This is a genomic window from Candidatus Limnocylindrus sp. (assembly GCF_040397235.1).
Classification (GTDB): Bacteria; Chloroflexota; Limnocylindria; order Limnocylindrales; family Limnocylindraceae; genus Limnocylindrus.
Genome location: NZ_JBBAWH010000001.1, coordinates 140,977 through 160,800, shown reverse-complemented (window position 1 = coordinate 160,800; position 19,824 = coordinate 140,977). Strand labels below are relative to the sequence as shown.

At 64.3% G+C, this 19,824-nt stretch carries 17 protein-coding genes and 2 tRNA genes; 3 read left to right on the top strand and 16 right to left on the bottom strand.

All coding sequences use genetic code 11. The features are described 5' to 3' along the window. Window positions 1–71 precede the first annotated feature (71 nt). The 5 genes from ruvB to tyrS are packed head-to-tail and all read right to left on the bottom strand — an operon-like array spanning window position 72 to window position 4,342. Window positions 72–1,076: a Holliday junction branch migration DNA helicase RuvB gene (ruvB, locus tag AC3LB0_RS00845; protein WP_488649283.1), complete on the bottom strand. Its 1,005-nt coding sequence runs from the start codon at window positions 1,074–1,076 to the stop codon at window positions 72–74. Further along, complete coding sequence (gene ruvA, locus AC3LB0_RS00840) at window positions 1,073–1,660, bottom strand: Holliday junction branch migration protein RuvA (protein ID WP_488649282.1); 588 nt, start codon at window positions 1,658–1,660, stop codon at window positions 1,073–1,075. The genes ruvB and ruvA overlap by 4 nt, the downstream gene beginning before the upstream one ends. Window positions 1,661–1,662: 2 nt before the next feature. Further along, complete coding sequence (gene ruvC, locus AC3LB0_RS00835) at window positions 1,663–2,250, bottom strand: crossover junction endodeoxyribonuclease RuvC (protein ID WP_488649281.1); 588 nt, start codon at window positions 2,248–2,250, stop codon at window positions 1,663–1,665. Continuing rightward, on the bottom strand, window positions 2,247–2,987 hold the full coding sequence (locus AC3LB0_RS00830; protein ID WP_488649280.1) for a YebC/PmpR family DNA-binding transcriptional regulator: 741 nt from the start codon (window positions 2,985–2,987) through the stop codon (window positions 2,247–2,249). The genes ruvC and AC3LB0_RS00830 overlap by 4 nt, the downstream gene beginning before the upstream one ends. Before the next feature lie 47 nt (window positions 2,988–3,034). Next, complete coding sequence (gene tyrS, locus AC3LB0_RS00825; RefSeq protein ID WP_488649279.1) at window positions 3,035–4,342, bottom strand: tyrosine--tRNA ligase; 1,308 nt, start codon at window positions 4,340–4,342, stop codon at window positions 3,035–3,037. Window positions 4,343–4,366: 24 nt separating this feature from the next. Here tyrS and AC3LB0_RS00820 point away from each other — a divergent pair, with 24 nt between their 5' ends. Beyond that, complete coding sequence (locus AC3LB0_RS00820; RefSeq protein WP_488649278.1) at window positions 4,367–6,955, top strand: transglycosylase domain-containing protein; 2,589 nt, start codon at window positions 4,367–4,369, stop codon at window positions 6,953–6,955. Between the two features lie 5 nt (window positions 6,956–6,960). Here the strand turns inward: AC3LB0_RS00820 and AC3LB0_RS00815 are convergent, their stop codons facing one another. From AC3LB0_RS00815 to AC3LB0_RS00775, 9 genes are all read right to left on the bottom strand, one after another. Beyond that, entirely contained in the window at window positions 6,961–9,300 is a 2,340-nt protein-coding gene (locus AC3LB0_RS00815; protein ID WP_488649277.1) for an endonuclease MutS2, read from the bottom strand. Then, window positions 9,297–9,848, bottom strand: coding sequence for a CvpA family protein (locus AC3LB0_RS00810; RefSeq protein ID WP_488649276.1), 552 nt, complete (start codon window positions 9,846–9,848; stop codon window positions 9,297–9,299). The genes AC3LB0_RS00815 and AC3LB0_RS00810 overlap by 4 nt, the downstream gene beginning before the upstream one ends. Continuing rightward, on the bottom strand, window positions 9,845–12,322 hold the full coding sequence (gene pheT / locus AC3LB0_RS00805; RefSeq protein ID WP_488649275.1) for a phenylalanine--tRNA ligase subunit beta: 2,478 nt from the start codon (window positions 12,320–12,322) through the stop codon (window positions 9,845–9,847). Before pheT ends, AC3LB0_RS00810 begins: the two co-directional genes overlap by 4 nt. Next, window positions 12,319–13,332 carry a phenylalanine--tRNA ligase subunit alpha gene (pheS, locus tag AC3LB0_RS00800; RefSeq protein WP_488649274.1) on the bottom strand — a complete coding sequence of 338 codons (1,014 nt, stop codon included), beginning with the start codon at window positions 13,330–13,332 and terminating at the stop codon, window positions 12,319–12,321. The genes pheT and pheS overlap by 4 nt, the downstream gene beginning before the upstream one ends. A gap of 18 nt (window positions 13,333–13,350) precedes the next feature. Next, complete coding sequence (gene rplT / locus AC3LB0_RS00795; protein ID WP_488649273.1) at window positions 13,351–13,701, bottom strand: 50S ribosomal protein L20; 351 nt, start codon at window positions 13,699–13,701, stop codon at window positions 13,351–13,353. A 22-nt stretch (window positions 13,702–13,723) separates the two neighbouring features. Continuing rightward, complete coding sequence (gene rpmI / locus AC3LB0_RS00790) at window positions 13,724–13,924, bottom strand: 50S ribosomal protein L35 (protein ID WP_488649272.1); 201 nt, start codon at window positions 13,922–13,924, stop codon at window positions 13,724–13,726. A gap of 2 nt (window positions 13,925–13,926) precedes the next feature. Beyond that, the gene (gene infC, locus AC3LB0_RS00785; RefSeq protein ID WP_488648677.1) at window positions 13,927–14,487 is read right to left on the bottom strand and encodes a translation initiation factor IF-3; all 561 of its coding nucleotides are present in this window, start codon (window positions 14,485–14,487) and stop codon (window positions 13,927–13,929) included. Between the two features lie 88 nt (window positions 14,488–14,575). Further along, complete coding sequence (gene thrS / locus AC3LB0_RS00780; protein ID WP_488649271.1) at window positions 14,576–16,417, bottom strand: threonine--tRNA ligase; 1,842 nt, start codon at window positions 16,415–16,417, stop codon at window positions 14,576–14,578. A 31-nt stretch (window positions 16,418–16,448) separates the two neighbouring features. Beyond that, window positions 16,449–16,525: transfer RNA gene (locus tag AC3LB0_RS00775), tRNA-Val, on the bottom strand. A 34-nt stretch (window positions 16,526–16,559) separates the two neighbouring features. Between AC3LB0_RS00775 and AC3LB0_RS00770 the strand changes: the two genes are divergently transcribed. Together AC3LB0_RS00770 and AC3LB0_RS00765 are read left to right on the top strand one after the other, a co-directional pair. Further along, window positions 16,560–17,465, top strand: coding sequence for a carbohydrate kinase family protein (locus tag AC3LB0_RS00770; RefSeq protein ID WP_488649270.1), 906 nt, complete (start codon window positions 16,560–16,562; stop codon window positions 17,463–17,465). Further along, window positions 17,462–18,364 carry a pseudouridine-5'-phosphate glycosidase gene (locus AC3LB0_RS00765; protein ID WP_488649269.1) on the top strand — a complete coding sequence of 301 codons (903 nt, stop codon included), beginning with the start codon at window positions 17,462–17,464 and terminating at the stop codon, window positions 18,362–18,364. The genes AC3LB0_RS00770 and AC3LB0_RS00765 overlap by 4 nt, the downstream gene beginning before the upstream one ends. A 13-nt stretch (window positions 18,365–18,377) precedes the next feature. Here the strand turns inward: AC3LB0_RS00765 and AC3LB0_RS00760 are convergent, their stop codons facing one another. Further along, window positions 18,378–19,718: an MFS transporter gene (locus AC3LB0_RS00760; RefSeq protein WP_488649268.1), complete on the bottom strand. Its 1,341-nt coding sequence runs from the start codon at window positions 19,716–19,718 to the stop codon at window positions 18,378–18,380. Between the two features lie 26 nt (window positions 19,719–19,744). Further along, window positions 19,745–19,820 (bottom strand) — tRNA-Arg (locus tag AC3LB0_RS00755). Window positions 19,821–19,824 lie beyond the last annotated feature (4 nt).

The following is a 19,824-nucleotide window of genomic DNA, read 5'->3' as shown; positions in this document are numbered from 1 at the left end:
CTGTGCCGCACCACCGGCGCGCGCAGGCAGCGTGGTTGGATCAGAGAGCGCAGCGAATTGCTCTGATCGGTTCAGCGTTTCCCCCAGAGTGAGGCCGAATCCTTGCCGAGATGGGCGCGGGCCGCTTCGGTCACGACGCGACCCTGTGGCGTGCGGTCAATGAACCCGATTCGCAGCAGGTACGGCTCAAAGACATCTTCGAGCGCGTCGGTGGATTCACCGAGCAGTGCCGCCATCGCAGCCACGCCGACTGGTCCCCCATTGAACTTCTCGATCATGACGGTGAGGAGCTTACGATCGGTTGCATCGAGGCCCGCCTCATCAATCTGCAGCCCCTGCAGTGCCTGCGCCGCCGCCTCAACGGTGATGTTGGAGGAGCCGGCGACCTGCACCTCATCGCGAACGCGGCGCAAGAGGCGATTCGCGACGCGTGGCGTGCCGCGACTGCGCGCCGCAATCAGCGCGGCGGCATCACCGGCGATCTCGATCCCGAGGATGCCGGCGGAGCGGCGGACGATTGCAGCAAGATCGGCATCGTCGTAGAAGTCGAGGCGCTGCACGGCACCGAAGCGATCGCGCAGCGGCGAAGAGAGCATGCCGACACGAGTGGTGGCGCCGATGAGGGTGAACGGTGCAATGTCGAGTCGCAGCGACTGCGCCGAGCCACGGTTGCCAATGACGATGTCAATAGAGCGATCTTCCATTGCGGGATAGAGCACCTCTTCGACCGCTCGGCCGAGGCGGTGGATCTCATCAATGAAGAGCACCTGTCGTGGCGTCAGGTCGGTGAGGATCGCCGCCATCTGTCCGCCATGCTCAATGGCCGGCCCTGAGGTGAAGCGGATCTCGACCCCGAGCTCCTTGGCGACGATCGCTGCCAGGGTGGTCTTCCCGAGCCCTGGGGGCCCGTGCAGCAGGAGGTGGTCGGCAGCCTCTCCGCGTTCGCGTGCCGCCTGTAGCAGCGTGGTGAGCGAGCGCTTCGCCTCCACTTGGCCGATGTACTCCCCGAGCGATGCGGGACGCAGCGTGGCTTCGGCGCTCAGCTCCGCGGCGTCGGTGCGCGACTCGTCGCTCATGCTCGCTCCTTGAGGGCTGCGCGGAGTCGATCTGCGAGCGGCGCAGTGGTGAGTGCAGCGTTGGCAGAGACGGCACCTGCCATCTCTTTCGCCTCCCGAGCTGGGAAGCCAAGACTTCGGAGGGCGCCTTGCAGGTCGCGATCCGCATCGCCCTTTGCGCCAACCTCAGTCTCCGCTGAAGCCTCTCTGCTCATGCGGTCACCGAGTTCGACAATGATGCGCGCGGCGAGTCGCTTCCCTACCCCAGGGGCCTTAGCGACGAGCGCTTCGTCACCATCAACCAGCGCACGACGGAGGAGATCTGGTCCGTGCGTGGCGAGGAGCGCAATCGCAACCTTTGGACCCACACCGGTCACATCAAGCAGGGTGGCGAATAGCCGCGCCTGGTCACGTGTGGGAAAGCCTACGAGTGCTTCGCTGTCCTCGCGCACGATGTGGTGCAGATAGAGCTCAAGGACAGCACCCTCGGTTGCGGTGCTTAGGACGGCTGGCAGCGTGCGGATGCGTAGTCCGAGGCCGTTTGCGCTGATCACCACGGCGTCGTCCTCGACCCAGAGCACGGAGCCGTGGATGTGGGCGTACATGGCTACGACCTCCCAGCGCGCAGGGCGGCGCGCACCGCTCGATCAAATCCACTCTCGGCGGCGACTGCCGCAGCCGCAGAGCGATCTAGGCGCGAAGAGCCGGAGCGATGTTCCATCTTGCGCGCACCAGCGCCCCAGAGTGCCAAGGCGAGTGCGTCAGCCGCGTCATCTGGGGTCGGCGCAGTCTGCAACGAAAGAAGTTTCGTAATCGCCTTCGTCACCGCCGCCTTGGTCGCGCGACCTTCACCAGCGATTGCACGCTTCATCTCCGACGGTGTGGCCTCAACCACCTCAATGTTGTGGTCCGCGGCGATGAGCAAGGCCACGCCGCGCACGGCGCCGATCGCGATAGCTGTCTGCACGTTGGATTGCGAGAAGATGCGCTCAATGGCAATGCGATCTGGTCGGTGCTCCTCAATCAGTGCGGTGACGCCATCTCTCAAGATGCTCAGTCGAGCACCGAGTGTCAGCGTTGCTGCAGTGCGGAGTGCGCCGTGGGCGACATGTGTCGGACGGGCGCCACCCGCATCTACAACGCCCCAGCCGAAGGTTGCCGTTCCCGGGTCAAGTCCCAGGACACGCATGCTCATCCAGCGATCTCGGCGAAGACCTCGGGTGGCACCTCAAAGTTCGCCGTGACCCGCTGCACATCATCAAGCTCTTCAAGGGCATCAATCAGCTTGAAGTTCTTACGGGCATCATCCGCAGAGACTTCGACCGTAGACTTCGCGATGATGCCCGACTCAGCACTCTTCACCTTGATGCCGGCGGCCTCAAGGGCACCCTGAACCGAGTGAATCTCATGCGGGTCGGAGTAGACAAAGATAGAGCCCTCGTCGGCCTCGACATCGGCCGCCCCAGCCTCAATCGCTGCCTCCCCTACCGCCTCAAACGAGCCGATGCATTCAATGACACCGCGTGCCTCGAACTGCCAGGCGACGGCGCCGCTGCTGGCCAGAGCGCCGCCAGACTTGGTGAAGAGGCTGCGCACCTCAGATGCCGTGCGGTTGCGGTTGTCGGTTGCCGCCTCGACGAGCACGGCAACGCCCCCCGGGCCATACCCCTCGTAGACAATCTCTTCATAGGCGTCGCTCTGTCCGAGGCCGGCGGCACGCTCAATGGCACGCTTGATGTTGTCGTTCGGCATGTTGAGGCCACGCCCCTTGTCGATCGCCAAACGCAGGCGCGGGTTCGCGGCTGGATCGGGGCCGCTAATGCGGGCGGCGATGGTGATCTCGCGCGAAACCTTCGTGAATTGGGCGGCACGCTTCGCGTCAGTCGCCCCCTTGGCGCGCTTGATCGTTGACCATTTTGAATGTCCTGACATGCGGGGAGTATAGGCGAGGCGAGCGCAGTCCCCCTAGGGGTCGGGCGCTAGGCGCGGCGGAGTAGACGGTAGTCGCGGCGCCCCTTGCGCAGCAGGAGCGAGCCGTCGGCCAGCGGTGCAAATGAGGAGGCGGCGGCGGCTCCATCGGGCGCGGGTGCGCCGTTGACGCTCACGCCCCCCTGCTCAATCAGTCGACGCGCCTCACTCTTTGAGGTGCCAAGTCCGGCCGCGATGACGAGGTCAACCAGCGTGGCGTCGGCGGCAACTGGTAGGCCGCTTGTCGGCAGCTCATCCGCCAGCATCGCCAGGGCCTCAGGCGTCAGCGCTCGAAGGTCTGGGGTGCCACCCTCGCCGTCGCCAAACAACGCATCGGCAACGGTTGCGGCGCGAGCCTCCACATCGGCCCCGTGCACCATGCTGGTCACAGTTCGGGCGAGGTGGCGCTGCGCTCGACGGGCGGCAGGGTTCTCGGCGTGTCGTGCCATCAGCGCTGTGGTCTCGGCAACGCTGTCGAGGGTGAAGCGATGCAAGAGCGATGCGATCGACTCGTCGTCCTGCTCCATCCAGAACTGGCGGAAGGCGAACGGACTTGTCCGGGCCGGATCGAGCCAGACGGCACCCTCTGCCGTCTTGCCGAACTTCGCGCCGCTCTTGGCGAGCAGGAGCGGGTAGCAGAGCCCGAAGGCTTGCGGCGCACCATCGGCGCGCTCGCCCTCGGTGCGACGAATTAGCTCCGTGCCGGCGGTGATGTTCCCCCACTGGTCAGAGCCACCCATCTGGAGCTCCACACCGTGCAGCTTCCGCAACATCATAAAGTCGTAGCTCTGCAGCAACATGTAGCTGAACTCCGTGAACGAGAGACCGCCCTCAAGCCGCGCCTTTACGCTCTCCTTGGCGAGCATGTAGCCGACGGTGAGGTGCTTCCCTGTGTCGCGAAGGAAATCGATCAGCCCAAGGTCGCCGAGCCAGCTCAAGTTATCAAGCAGGAGGGCGCCACCCTTCCCCGAGAAGTCGACGAGATTAGCGAGCTGCGCACCAATCGCTGCGCGATTGTGATCCAGCGTCGCTCGATCCAGAAGATTGCGTTCGGCCGATCGACCCGAGGGGTCGCCGATCATGCCGGTCCCTCCGCCAACCAGTGCAACGGGGCGCCCACCGTGCAGTTGGAGTCGTCGCAGCGCAAGGACACCCATCAGGTGCCCAACATGGAGTGAGTCGGCGCTCGGATCGAAGCCGATATAGGCGCTGATCGCCGGGTCAGCCACGAGGCGTTGATCGAGGCCTGCGGTCACGTCATGAACCAGACCTCGCTCGGTGAAGTCGCGGAGGAGCTCAGAGGCCAGAGGGTTCGTCATGCGCCCTATGCTACCTTCACAGCGATGGACATGGCCTCGGGAAACTCAACCCAGCGGAGCGGCCGCCCCCGAAAACGCCTTCTTGGGGGGCTCTTCGCCCTCCTGCCAGTCGCCCTGCTGGGCGCCTGCCTGCTGATCGCCGCGATCGCCTATGGCGGCACCATCGCCATCTACAGCGTCGTGGTTGACGATCTCCCCGACCCGAAGGACCTCGACACCATCGTGCTCGACCAGAACACCACCGTGTACGACCGCACCGGCACGGTCCAGCTCGCTGCATTTGGCTCAGACCGCCGCACCGAGATGGAGTTTTCCGACATCCCCAGCATTGTCCTGGACACCACCACCGCCATCGAGGATAAGACCTACTGGGAGAACTCTGGCTTTGATCCGCTCGGCTTCGTGGCCGCCGCGCTCGACACCTTGGGCGGCTCTGGCCGTGGTGGCTCGACCATCACCCAGCAGCTCGTCCGTAGCGTGTTGCTCCCAGACTCTGCCTTCGCAGGGAGCGTCTACGAGCGCAAGGTGAAAGAGATCATCCAGGCGATCCGACTGACCAAAGAGTTCCCAGGGCGAGTTGGCAAGGAGAAGGTCATTGCCAAGTACCTCAACAACAACTACTACGGCTCGCGCTCGTACGGCATTCTCACCGCGTCGCAGCAGTACTTCGGCAAGACACTCGACCAGCTCACCCTAGGCGAGGCGGCCATCCTTGCCGCTATCCCCCAGGCGCCGAGCACCTACGACCTTCGTGAAAACGCAGTCGTCGGCGAAGACGGCGTGATCCGCGTACCACTTGATTCTGCTGTGGCGAACCGTCGCAGCGTCGTTTTGGATCTACTCAAGTCCGCCCGAGCGAGCGGTATCCCGCAGGAGACCGCCACCATCACCGATGCGGAGATCGAGGCTGCGCGCACCGAAGAGATCATCCTGATCACCTCCCCGCTCAGCAAGATGAGCGCCCCGCACTTTGTGAATCGCGTGCGTGACGCCCTCTCAAGCATCCTCTGCACCAGCACCGAAGGCTGCCAGCAGCAGCTCGACACCAGTGGCTACAAGGTTGTCACCTCGCTCGATTGGGGGATGCAGCAGGCCGCAGAGAAGTGGGCCCTCGCCGTTCGCTCAACGCAGATCAAGGAGTACCAGGCGTATTTGAAGAGCATCGGCGTAAAGACAACAGACTGGCTGAAGACGATCCACGGGCTCGAAATCAACAATGCCGCCGTCGCAACGCTTGATGCGCGCACAGGCGACATTCTCGCCTATGCCGGGTCGGCGGACTATTACGGCGAAGCCGACGGCACCGTCTTCCAGCCTGAATACGACGTGCTGAGCGGGTACCGCCAGCCTGGTAGTTCGATCAAGCCGATCGTCTATGGCTACGCACTTGAAAACCGCGCGGTCACACCAGCAACGATCCTGATGGATGTCCCCGTCGACTTCGGTGTGGGCTGGACACCGGCAAGCTCCGAGGGGAGTGAGCATGGTCCAGTACGCATGCGCCAAGCCTTGCAGGGATCGCTGAACGTCCCCGCGATTAAGGCGATCATTCGTGCGGGGCAAGATCGCGTCTGGCGCCAGATGCGCGATAGCGGTTTCGACTTCCAGAACAACAGCGAGAACGTTGCTGGTGCCTCACTCGCGATCGGCACCCTCGAGGTGCGCTACGTCGACCTGCTCTCCGCCTACGGCGCCCTCGCCAACGAGGGAACAGCGGTCGGCCGCCGCTATATCCTGCGTATTGAGGATCGTGACGGCGCAGTCATCTGGGAGGCTCCCGCCCCTGTTGAGAGCGCCAAGCAAGCGTTTGCCAAGGAGACCGCCGAGCTGATGACCGACATCATCGCGGGGAACACAGACCCTGCAGTCAATCGCCCATGGTCAAAGCGGAAGATCATTGCTAGCAGCGGGAAGCGTCGCCCAGCGGCGTTAAAGACAGGAACCACCGAAGGGACCAAGGACCTCGCCGCGTTCGGCTATCTCGCCGCACCGAGCGATCCAACCGCGCAGCATCTCGTCACCGGTGTCTGGATGGGCAACTCAGACTCGACCCCCGCCACGGTCTACTCCCTCGACTCCGCGGGCGGGCTCTGGCAGTCCTACTTCACCGAGATTTCATCAAAACTTCCGGTCGCAAAATTTGCTAAGCCGACTGGCCTCGAGGAGGTCACGATCGATGCGCACACAGGAGAGCTTCCTGGTGCCTGCACCACGCTCACCACGAGCGAATACTTCTTGCCGGGGACGGCCCCAACGACGTCGTGCAGCACGACGCGCCTCCTTGCCATTGATAGCGCCACCGGGCTGCTCTGGGCTGATGGCTGCGTGGGAACGCGCATCGAAGCGAACTACCTCGATCTGAGCTCGCTCGAAGCACAGTGGCCGAAGTGGCAGGCTGCCAACCTCGAGTGGATTGAACGTGCGCGGCTAGGCGCCGGGATCGTTGGCGGCGTGCGAGGCGGGAAGACAACGTACTTCTACGCGCCCTTCTGGCAACCGAATGGCGCCACGTGGGGCGGCACGATCGCCCCGACCCTCTCCTGCCTCTCGGCGACAGCAAGTCCTTCGCCTACGCCAGACCCTTCGATTTCCCCGAGCCCACCAACGCCTTAGGTCGACTAGAGGAGGGCGAGGGTCACCCCTTCGCGGCCAGGCTCATCAGCCGAACGTACTTCGCGAACCTCAGGTAGCTCTCGCAGCTTGCGACGCACCACATCGCGAAGTGCACCGGTGCCAACCCCGTGGATGATCTCCAGCTGATCGCCGCCTGCCAGCAGCACGGCGCTGATTCGTGCCTCTAGCGCTGCCAGCGCATCTTCAACGCGCGCACCACGCAGATCGAGCTTCGCCGCGGAGAGGGAGCCTGTCGGTCGAACTGCAGACTGAGGTGTTGACTTCGCTGATACCAGGATCTTGCTGATCTCCGTGACTGGTAGTGAGCTGTGCATCCGACCGAGGGCGATCGTCGCGTTCGCGCCATCCACCGCAAGCAGCGTGCCGCGGGCCCCCGATCGCAGCAGCACATCGCTACCGACAGCCGCCGCCAGCGCCGTGGAAGAGAGCCCCCCGCTCGCATCTTGCTCTTCGTGCAGCGACGAGGCTGCGCCAGCGGCTACTGCCTGCTGCAGATCCGTCGCCATCGCTAGAGCCTCCGGTGTCAGGCTCCCCGACTCAAGCGCCGCCCGCAACTGCTCAACACGAAGCAAGATCGCCGTCGCGGCCTCGCGCGCCTCTGCTGTTGCCGTTTGGCGCGCTTCGATGGCCCCTCGCTCCGTGGCGCGGCGCAGCTCCACCGCTTGTGCAAGTGAGTCTGCAGCGCGCTCTTGCAGCCCCTCCGCTACCTGGCGTGCTTCGCGCGCGGCTCGCTCGGCATCCGCAGCCGCAGCGAGCGCTGCATCGAGCGTGGCCCCTTGGTCGCTGCGACGTGCCTGCGCCGCATCGAGCAGCGGCTGTGGCAGACCGAGGCGCGCGGCAATCGCGAACGCCTGCGACCCTCCAGGAGCGCCAACCTCTAGGCGATAGGTTGGTGCAAGGGTGGCAAGATCAAATGCCACAGAACCGTTCACGACACCCGGTGTGACATGTGCGTACTGCTTAAGTTCCGCGTAGTGGCTGGTGGCCAACACGCGACAGCCGCGAAGTCGCAGCTCGTCAATGATTGCGGCGGCCAGGGCAGCCCCTTCCGCCGGGTCGGTCCCCGCCCCCGCCTCATCAAGGAGCACGACGTCGCCCGAGACCGCACCGAGCAAGATGCGCTGAATCGAGGTCAGGTGGCCAGAGAAGGTGCTGAGGCTCTGTGCGATGGACTGATCGTCGCCAATGTCAGCCCAGACGTTCCCCGTTGGGGGCACCGCCGACCCAAACCCGCTCGGAATGGGTAGACCGGCGTGATGCATCGCCGTAAGTAGCCCCACCGCCTTGAGTGCCACCGTCTTGCCGCCGGTGTTGGGTCCGGTGATCACGAGCACTCGTCGCTCAACGTCAAGATGCAGGCTCATCGGCACCACTGGCGGCGTGAGCAGTGGGTGGCTCGCCTCTGTCAGGAGCAGATCGCCATCTGGCGCATCGTCGGCATAGAGCCAGTTTCGATCACGCCCAACGTCGGCAACTGCGCGGGCCAGATCAAAGAGCGCGAGACCTGCACCGTTGGAACGGAGCGCCGCCGCATCTGCGCCAACGAGTGCAGAGAGCGCTCCGAGGATCCGCGCCTCTTCGGTGGCGACCGCCGCCTCAGACTCTCGTGCAGCGTTGCCGAGCTCAACAACCTCTAGTGGCTCGATCCACAGCGTTTGGCCGGTGGCACTCGCGTCGTGCACGATCCCTGGGACACGGGACTTCCACTCCGAGCGGACCGGCAGCACGTAGCGCCCGTTTCGTACCGTAACGATTGGCTCCTGCAGGTAGGGGCTGTAGTTTTTTGCATGTGCCAGCGTCTCGAGACGGGTGCGGAGTCGCTCAAGACTAGTGCGATGGAGCGCGCGCAGCCCAGCAAGAAGCGGTGATGCCGCATCGAGAATGGACCCATCGGGAGCGATCGCACGCTCAATCGAACTACGCAGCGGACGAAGCGGGGCAAGGGCGGCCCCAAGGGCGCTGAGCGTTGGGCCCGACCCAGCTAGATCACTGGAGATGCGCTCGACGACGCGGAGCGTCTCGCTGATCGCAAAGAGTGCGGAGCCATCGAGCGTGCCCCCCTTAGCGCCACGCTCTGCGGCTGGCTCCAGGTCGCTCGCGCCGCCAATGTGCGGGTCTCCCCCATCTCGTCGCAGCTCCGCAATCTCACGACCGAGGGCTCGCAGGGTTGGCAGGCTGCCGCCGCCAGCGGTAGGGCGCAGCTCCACCGCGAGTAAACGTGAAGGGGCAAATGCACATGCTTCGATGAGTATGTCGAGGAGCGCCGCCCACTCAAGGCGTGTCAGGGAGCGTTCGTCGTACGGCCGCGCCGCTGCGCGCCTCACGGAACGAGCAGCGCGCGCAGGCCTTCTGGAAGGAGTTCGCCGAACAGCTGGCCTGCGATCGGATAGATCAGGCCACGAATCACCTCAGAGGATTGCGCAGCCGTAATCGCTGCTGCGATCTCACTTAGTGGCGACGGCAGGGTGAAGCGCACCGAGAGCGCGGCGTCAAGCACGAAGACGAGGGCGGCAACCGCCACACTCCACTGCAGCAAACCGAAGACCGCCCCAAGCGCCGTGTCGACCGGCCCGAGGTGAATAGCGCGCAGTGACGCCTGTAGAAGGCGGCCGATCAGATACGAGGCGATGGCCAAGAGGATCCAGATCCCACCGATAAAGATGCCGAGCCCAATAAGGCGCGTGTCGACACTGGGGAGGAGCTGGGCGACGAACTGGGTTATTGCACCCTGCCCTTGTGCGCTGATGATGAGGCCGAGGGCGAGCGCCAGAAGTGAGACTGCGCTGCGTGCCGCGCCGGTACGTCCGCCGCTCCACGCCGCGAGGACGAGAAGCACCACAACAATGAGATCGACGAGTACGGTCGCGCTCATTGCCCCTCGACGCTGCGAATACGTGCGCCACAGGCGCGGAGCACAGCACCCTCAAAGGCGGCTAGCTCGGCAGTAATCGCCTCATCATCCGCTCCGGTTGCGCTTGGCTGGAAGGTGAAGCGCAGCCCGGCTGAACGCTCACCTGGGGCCAGAGGTGCTCCAGCGAAGAGGTCGAAAAGCTCAACAGCCGTGGCTCGCGAAACGCTCTTTCGTGCGACATCAACGACGTGACCGACGGTGGTCGCGGCGGGGATGAGGAGCGCAGTATCGCGCGTTACTGGTGGCGTTGTCGGTGGCAGCGACACCTGCGCAACGTCAAGGCGCCCCGACCGAAGGCCGGCGATCGCCACCTCAGCGAGCAAGACGCGCGGCTCATCACGCCAGGTCGGCGATGCGGGATGGAGCTCTCCGAGGAGGCCCGCGAAACGGTCACCGGTAATCCCCGCGTTGATGCCAGGGTGAAGCACTGCCGAGTCGATTGACGCGCCGTACGCTGGTCGCTCGCCGACGAGGTGCGCAACCTGCGCGAGGAGGCGCTTGAGTTCGTCGAGGTTCCACGTCGTTGCGCCTGCGCTCGGGGCACCCTGCTCACGCTCCCCCCATACCGCGATGGCAAGGCGGGTCCACTCCGATGGGACACCCTTCGTGCTGCCGTAGCCACGACCGACCTCAAAGATGGCACCCGAGGTTGCTCCGTAGCGGAGATTGGCATCAACTCGATCGAGCAAGCTCGGCAGGAGGGACTGACGGAGTCGGTCGTGATCCGCCGAGAGCGGATTCTTCAAGACAATCGACGCACCACCTGCGGCACCCTCCGATGCCGCAAGCGAACCCGTAACCAGTGCAGTGGGTTCGCTCCAGAGCTCAGCCTGTGCGGCCGACACGAGTGCGTGGGTCACAACTTCGTGCAGCCCTGCATCCGCAAGGAGACGGCGCACACGATCACGGAGCAGCGTCGGGCTTGGCCGATGCGGCGGAAGGTCGGCGCTCGGGATTGAGGTTGGGATGCGCTCATAGCCGTACAGGCGCGCAACCTCTTCGGCGAGATCGGCTTCAATCTCAAGATCACTACGCCAACTTGGCACACGCACGGACCGCGCGCTCCCCTTCGCGACGGAGAGAGAGCGCTTCGGCGTGACGACGATCTTCGTTGCATCGGCGGCAGCCTCTGCGCTGATGCCGATTGTGCCGAGTAGTGCAACCTGCTCATCGTCGGTGAGGGCGACTCCGAGCAGCGCGCGAACACGCGCAGGTCGGAAGTTCAGCGTTGCTGCGGGGACCTCACCGGCACCGCTTACCAGGCGTCCTGATCGGGCCACACCGCCAGCCCACTCTGTGAGGAGTGCGGCTACCTGATCGGCGCCAAGTACGGCAAGGCGGCGCTCTTGGCCGCGCTCAAAGCGATGTGACGCCTCAGAGCGCAGGCTGTGCCGCTGTGCGGTGCGGCGAACCGACGTTGGGGCGAAGATGGCGCTCTCGATGATCACGCTCGTGGTGGACGGCGTAACTTCGCTGCTCGCGCCCCCCATCACACCGGCAAGGGCGAGGGCGGTGCGTTCGTCGGCGACCACCAGGTCTGTTGCATCGAGGCTGCGCACCTCGTGGTCGAGCGTCTCGAGGCTCTCCCCCTTCTTGGCGAGGCGAATCTGCACGGTGTTGCCCACCTTGGCACGATCAAACGCGTGCGTCGGCTTGCCGAGCTCCAACATGATGTAGTTGGTGGCATCAACAACGTTCGAGATCGAGCGGAGGCCGGCCGCCTTCAGGCGCATCTGCACTCGATCAGGCGATGCGGCAACGTTCAGTCCGTCGACCACGCGCAGAACAACGTGCGGTGCGAGCGCCTCATCCGCAACGCGCAGGGCCAGCCCCGCAGCTACGGCATCGCCCCCCTCTTTGAGCGGTCGCGCTGCGTAGGCCACCGGTGCTCCCGTGATCGCCCCCACCTCGCGGGCGAGCCCCAAGATCGAGAGGAGATCGCCGCGGTTCGGCTTGACGTCGACGTCAATGACATCCTCGCCCAGGTAATCAACAAGAGGCACCCCGAGGGGGGCCGATGGATCAAGGATCAGGATGCCGTCACCGTCGTCGGTTGCGTCGAGCTCCTGCCCGGAGCAGAGCATCCCTTCAGATGCGACCCCCATCTTCTCGGCGCGCTCAATCTGTCGACCATCGGGCATTTGCGCGCCAACGAGCGCTACCGGGATGCGCTGCCCAGCAGCAATGTTGCGAGCACCGCAGACAATGTTGAGGATTGGACCATCGCCGATGCGCACCTTCGTTAGTTGCAGTCGATCGGCCTTCGGATGCGGTCCCACCTCAAGGAGCTCGCCAACGACCATCTTGCTCCAGTTGGCCCCCCAACGCTCCACGCCGCGAACCTCAAGGCCACGCAGGGTGAGCGCTTCGGCCAACTGCTCGGCGGTCAGCTGGACATCGGTGAACTCACGAAGCCAGGAGAGCGGAATCTTCATCGGAATCCCGCCAAGAAGCGCAGGTCGTTCTCAAGGAAGGCGCGGAGGTCAGGAATGTCATGGCGCAACATTGCGATGCGCTCAACGCCGAGACCGAAGGCGAACCCTTGATGTGTCTCTGCATCGATGCCGCCATTCTCAAGCACCACTGGGTGCACCATCCCAGCACCGAGAATCGTCATCCAGCCGTCCTTGCTCCCGGGCCACGAAACGTCAACTGCGACGGATGGCTCGGTGAACGGGTAATACCCTGGCCTAAACCTGGTGCGTGCCGCTGAGCCGAAGAGGCCCTTCGCCAACTCGTCCAGGATCCCCTTGAGGTCGGCGAGCGTCGCGCCGCGGTCAACAAGCAGCCCTTCAACCTGATGAAACTCAAAGCCATGGCTCGCATCGACCGCCTCGTAGCGGAAGCAGCGCCCAGGGAGGATGACGCGAATCGGCGGACCACCGGCCTGCATGGTGCGGATCTGCCCCGGCGACGTGTGTGTGCGGAGCAGTCGCCCTGGCTCTTGCAAATAGAGCGTGTCCCAAAGGTCGCGCGACGGGTGATCCTCTGGAATGTTCAGCAACTGAAAGTTGGTGACGTCGTCTTCAATCTCCTCACCTTCGGCAACGACGAAGCCGAACGAGGCCATGATCTCGGCAATCGCGGCGATCGTCTCTGGGATTGGATGGAGCGAGCCGATCCGCGGAGCTGGGCCTGGGGTGGTTGCGTCAACTCGTTCTCGTTCGATGCGCTCCAGAAGCTCACCCGCTGAGAGGGCGACGCGCCGGGCGGTGACTGACGCATCGATCGCGGCGCGCACCTCATTCGCAACGACACCGATCTTGGGGCGATCGTCCGCAGGGAGGGCGCCGATGCCGCGAAGGATCTCGGTGATGGCACCACGCTTCCCGAGGAGCGATGAGCCAAGCTCGTCGAGATCAGCGGTCGAAGCGGCGGCGGCAATTCGCGTTGCGGCGTCAGCCTGCAATGTGCGGAGCTGTTTCTCGAGCGCTGCGAGGTCCACTACCGCGGACCGAAGGGGCTAGGCGCGCTTCGCTGCGACCGCGACCGCCGTGAATGCCGCGGCATCGCGAACAGCGAGGTCGGCCAACATCTTGCGGTCAATCGCAATGTTGTTGCGCTTGAGGCCGGCGATGAACTGTGAGTAGGAGACGCCGTTGAGGCGAGCCGCTGCGTTAACGCGGTGGATCCACAGCTCACGCATCTGGCGCTTGCGCTGCTGTCGGTCTCGCGTTGCGTAGGCAAGGGCGTGGAGCAGGGCCTCACGCGCCGGACGAATGAGCTTGTGGCGTGAGCCACGTCGCCCCTCAGCAGCCTGAAGCAGGCGCTTGTGGCGCTTGTGACCGGCAACTCCGCGCTTAACTCGTGCCATCTTCTACTCCTCTCGTTGTCGCTCAGCCGCCGTACGGCAGCAGGCGTGAAATCTGATTCTTGTGCGTGGTTCCGAGGACGGTCTTCCCCGCGTAGCGGCGGATGCGTCGGGACGATTTGATTTCAAGGTGATGGCCACGCCACGACTTCACGCGGATCGGCTTCCCTGAGCCCGTGAATCCGATGCGCTTCTGCGCGCCCTTGTGTGTCTTCATCTTTGGCATGGTTACTCCCCTTCAAGGGCTGGTACGGCCGGCTCATCGGTGCCGGGTGCCGGGGCCGTCTGACCCTTCTGTCGGGGTAATGCTACCAGTTGGATGGAGAGGAAGCGTCCCTCGAGGAGTGAGGGGCGCTCGAGCTGGGCCACATCGGCCAATCCCTTCACAACCCGGTCCAAAATCGCCCGCCCAATCTCAGGGTGGGTCATCTCGCGGCCACGGAACTTGACCGAGAATTTCACCCGGTCGCCCCCCGAGAGGAACTTATGAGCCTGGCGGATCTTGGTCTGCAGGTCGGCATCCCCGATCTTGGGGGTGCAGCGAAGCTCCTTCAGGTCGGCAACCTTCTGACGCTTGCGGGCGTCCTGCTCCTTCTTCTGGGCCTCGTACTTGAACTTGCCGTAGTCGAGGTATTTGCAGACAGGGGGGGCCGAGGTTGGGGCGATCTCTACGAGGTCAAGGCCGCGCTCCTGTGCCTGTCGCAGGGCTTCGGGGGTAGCGAGAACGCCGAGCTGGTTCCCCTCTTCATCCAGAACGCGCACCTGTGGAACGCGGATCTGGGTATTGATGCGTAGATCCTTAATCGGTCAGACCCTCACGATCATCAGCCTTGGACCCGAGGACAGCGTCCTTGCGGGGGTAGGGAGCGTAGCACCCTCACGCGGTGCGAGCGGCCGCGCGCGCCGCGAGGGTGGCTGCGAGAGCCTCCCAGCTGGTTGCAGGCTCCTGGGTGCCATCGCGCCAACGTGGCGCGGCCCCGCCAGCCTCAATCTCCTTATCGCCCACGACGAGCATCAACGGCACCTTCTGCTCCTGAGCCAAACGGATCTTATTCTGCATGCGGTTCGACGAGTCATCGATGCTGACGCGAATGCCGGCGGCGCGCAGCACTGCGGCACCCGCCGTAACGAATTCAAGGTGGCGGTCGGCAATCGGGATGATGACAACCTGCTCAGGGGCCAGCCAGAACGGGAAGGCCCCAGCGTAGTGTTCGACCAAGATGCCGATGAAGCGCTCCAGCGAGCCGTAGATCGCACGGTGAATGGCGATCGGGCGGACGCGCTCCCCCGCCTCATCGGTATACGTAAGGTCGAATCGCTCCGGGAGCATCACAAGGTCAACCTGCACGGTTGCCGTCTGCCACTCACGTCCAAGCGCGTCGCGCACAATGATGTCGATCTTCGGCGCATAGAAGGCACCGTCACCAGGCTTGAGCTGCCATTTAGCGCCAGAGTCGCGCAGCGCCTTCTCGATCATCGACTCCGCCTTCTCCCAGAGCTTGGGGTCGCCAAGTGCCTTCGCAGGCTTGGTTGAGAATACAAACTCCACTGGGAGATCGAACCAGGCATACACCTCACGAACCTCTTCTAACAGCGCTGCGACTTCAGATTCAATCTGGTCTGGACGTACGTAGATGTGGCCATCATCTTGGATGAAGTGACGTACTCGGGTGAGTCCACTCAGTGTTCCCGACAGTTCGTTGCGATGCAGTCGACCGTATTCGGAGAGTCGCAGCGGCAGATCACGGTAGCTGCGCGTGCGCGTGCGATAGATCACGGTGCTCTCGGGGCAGTTCATCGGCTTGAGGCTGAACTCTTCACCCTCGGATTCGATGATGAACATATTCTCGCGATAGAGATCCCAGTGTCCCGACTGCTCCCAGAGGTGCTTGCTGACGACGATCGGCGTGGAGATCTCCTGATAGCCGCGGCGCTCCTGCATCTCACGCATCGCACCTTCGAGCGTGCGCCAGAGTCGTTGCCCCTTCGGGTGCCAGAAGGCACTCCCGGGCGAGACGTCGTGGAACGAGAAGAGGTCGAGCGCTACGCCGAGCTTGCGATGATCGCGCCTGCGCGCCTCATCACGGCGCCACAGGTACTGGTCGATCTGCTCTTGCGTCTCCCACGCGGTGCCATAGATGCGCTGCAGCATCGGCCGATCACTCTTCCCGCGCCAATACGCTCCCGCAATAGAGAGCAACTTAAACGGACCGATCTTGCCCGTGCTCTCCACATGTGGACCGCGGCAGAGATCTTGGAATGCGCCGTGCTGGTAGGTCGTGACGCTCGGGGCAGGCTTCCCCTCCGCTGCGGCAGCCTTGGCGAGGTCGTCCATGATCTCAACCTTGAAGGGTTGATCCCCGCGCACCAGTGCGGCACGCTCATCGTCGAAGGTGTGCTCGGAAAGAGTGAACCTATGGTTCGCGGCGATGCTCTTGGACATCTCGGCCTCAATGGCGGCCAGATCGTCGGGGGTGATGGCGCGCTCTAGTAGGAAGTCGTAGTAGAAACCATCGGTGATCGCCGGGCCAATGCCGAGCTTTGCGCCCGGGAAGAGGCGCGCGACCGCTTCGGCCATGACGTGAGCGGCGGAGTGCCGCATGCGGCTGAGGTTGTCGCTCGCACCGGCATCGAGAAGCTCCTCGGCAGAGCCGCGCGCGGGTGCCTCAAGGATCTCGTCGATCTCGACGACCTCTGCTGCCGCTACCTCGTCTGCCATCCCTTGGACCCCTCTCCGCGCCTCTCGGTACTGGTGGGCGGTACAGGACTCGAACCTGTGACCTCAGCCATGTCAAGGCTGCGCTCTAACCAACTGAGCTAACCGCCCAAGGAGCCAGAGAATAGCCGATACACTCCCCCGCATGATCGACCGAGCGAACCGAGCGACCCCAACCCCACTGATCGTCTGCGTGGGCGACCTGATCGACGAGATTGCCGTGCGGCTGGACGCACCGTGGCGGCGCGGCTCAGATGCCGCTGCCCAGATCACGCGACGACGCGGCGGGAGCGCCGCCAACGTTGCCGTGGCCGCCGTGGCCGCCGGCGGCGCAGCGCGCTTCATCGGCGCTGTCGGTGACGACGCCACCGCCGAGGCTCTTGAGGCGGCCCTCCTGCGAGCTGGGGTGGAGCCGCTCCTGCAGCGCGGTGGCCGCAGCGCCAGCATCGTGGTGGTGGTTGAACCAGATGGTGAGCGGACCATGCTCCCCGACCGCGCCGCCGCCCTCTCCCTGCGCGACCCGGGTCCTGCGGCCGTGACGGGCGGATCGTGGCTCCACGCCCCCGCCTACTCGCTCCTCGGCGAGCCACTCGGCGAGACCACACGTCGACTCTTCGCCCACGCACGTGACGCGGGGATCCCCACATCGCTCGATGCCTCCTCGGTTGGTGCGCTGAGCGCCTGGGGTCCCGAGGAGAGTCGTCGTCGCTTTGCTGAACTGGCCCCCACCCTCTTGTTTGTCAACGAAGAGGAGTGTGCCTATCTCGATCTAATTAATCGCCCACTCCCTGGGTCCATCCTCATCGCGAAACATGGTGCAGGGATCGCTGAGGTGCGCTCACCAGAGGGTGAGCACGTTGCCGCACTCCCCGCGCATCCACTCCCACCGGGGATCGACAGCACGGGTGCAGGTGACGCATTCGCCGGCGGCCTCCTCGTTGCGCGAGCACGCGGCGAATCATGGGAGGATGCGCTTGCCGCTGGACACACAGCTGCGGCGGGTCATCTGCAGCGACAGGCGACCGAGAGCGACCAGAGGGAGGCTTCGTGAACATTCGCCAGTCTGCCGAAGTAGCCGCTGCACTCGCCTCTGGTATGCCCGTCGTCGCCCTCGAGTCCACCATCACATCAAAGATGGGCCTCCCCGCCCCCTACAACCGCGAGTGTTTTGATCGAGTCAACGCGGCGATTCGCGCGGCTGGTGCAATCCCCGCCGTCACCGCCGTGATCGATGGCGAACTCTGGGCGGGCATCGAGCCACATCATGAGGCGCTCGTCCTCGCCGCCGACGAGAAGCTCGCCGAGCGCGATCTACCTTTTGCAATCGCGGCGAAGCGCACTGGCGTCACCACGGTCTCCGCAACGGTCACGATCGCTGGACTCGCCGGCATTCGTGTCTTTGCGACTGGTGGCATCGGCGGTGTGCATCGCGGCGCCGAGCTGAGCTTTGATGTGTCGTCGGATCTCGGTGCGATGTCGCGCCACCCGGTCATCGTGGTGAGTGCCGGCGCTAAGGCATTCCTCGATCTGCCAAAGACCCTCGAGGTGCTTGAGACGCTGAGTGTCCCCGTGATCGGCTACCAGACGAGCACCTTCCCCGCCTTCTGGAGTCGCAGCAGTGGCCTCGCACTCAACCATCGCGTTGAGAGCGCCACGGAAATTGCCGCGATTGCCAAGGCGAACACGGCACTTGGCTGGCCTGGCGGCATGCTGGTTGCAAACCCAATCCCGCTCGAAGCTGAGATCCCCGCAGCAGAGATCGCCGATGCCATTGCCGCTGGGCTCGCTGAGGCTGAGCGAGCTGGAGCAACTGGCCCGAAGGCCACGCCTAAGATCTTGGCGGCGATTGCCGCGGCTACAGATTCGCGATCAATCCCCGCCAACCTCGCACTGGCGGAGTCCAACGCCCGCCTCGCGGGAGAGATCGCCGTCGCCCTGCTGCGCGGCTAGCGAGCACCAGGCGTTACGGCCGCGCCGTTCGCTGTGGTCCACGCACGATTGAGGAAATCGCCACGAGAACAATGACGACACCAACGCCCAGGAGCGTGTTCGTTGCCCCAACGGCATCAGCGATCGGGCCCACAGCGATGATCGGCACAAAGCTGCCGAGGCTGACGAGCATGTTCAAGACGCCAAAGACACGCCCACGCACCTCCTCCGGCAGCTCCTCCTGAAGGGCCGTTTGCGCAGGGATCGCCACGAGACCGTACGAGACGCCCGCGAAATAGGCGACAAAGATCACCGTTGCGAGAGTCGAGGCGCCCGCGTCGAGTGGGAGCTCGCCCAAGAGTTGTGCGCCATCGGAGATCGCGCGGCTGATCGGAACGGCGAGGGCGAGCAGCGCCAAGCCTGCACCGACGCCGAAGAGCCCCCCTTCGATCAGGCGGCGGCGCGGAAGACTCGAACCCCAACTGTTGAGCGCAAGGATGCCGGTCACGACGCCAAGGCCGATCGGCAAAACGACCAACCAGAAATCGCGCGCATCGAGACCGAGAGAGTCACGCACGTAGTCGGGTCCGAGGACCCCCATGACCCCCACAACGCTGGCAGCGATCGCAAGGTAGGCCAACGACCAGAGGACAGAACTGTGGCGCCACATGAAGCGCAGCCCTTCGACGAGCTCACTGGTGGTGGTCCGAGTAGCTTGCGTCGTATTGGAGCGCATGTTTCCGGCAATTTTGACGGGTGGCGCCGATGGGAGCCCAAAGCAGAGCAGACCGGCAAGCAGGAAGAGAACAGCAACCAGAATGATGGACGCCTCAGGGCCGGCAATGCGCACCACGGCAGGTCCAAGGAGCGCGAAGCCCAGCGCGAATGCGGCATTCAGGGTGAAGGTGAAGAGCCCGTTCGCTGAGACGAGCTGTTCGCGACGAACAAGCAGCGGGATCATCGCGAGTTCGGCGGGGGCGAAGAGCGTCGTCATGATGCTCGCAAAGATATTGAGCAAGAGCACGATGCCGAGCGTATCGACACTGCCAAGCATCAGGAAGAATGCGCCGGCACGGGTCAGGTTGGCGACGATTAGCACCAGCCGCTTGTCGAGACGATCCACCCATACGCCTGCAATTGGCGAAAGGAGGACGGCTGGGACAAGGAAGCTCAAGAAGAGGGCGCTGAGCGTTGAGGTGGAGCCACTGCGCTCGGCAACGAGCACCGTGAGACCGTAGAGCACAACGTTGCCACCGATCTGGGTGAAGAGCTGGGCGATCCAGAGGCGCAGGAACGCACCATTGCGCAGCACCCCAACATCGGGCGGCTGCTGAAAGTCAGGGATCTCTTTCTGCATCCGTGACGCTTCGCCCATCGTGCCCTCCTCTCCTGCTCGCCTCATGGTGCCCCCGGCCGGAATCGAACCGACGACGCCCGCCTTAGGACGGCGGCGCTCTATCCACTGAGCTACAGGGGCCCCC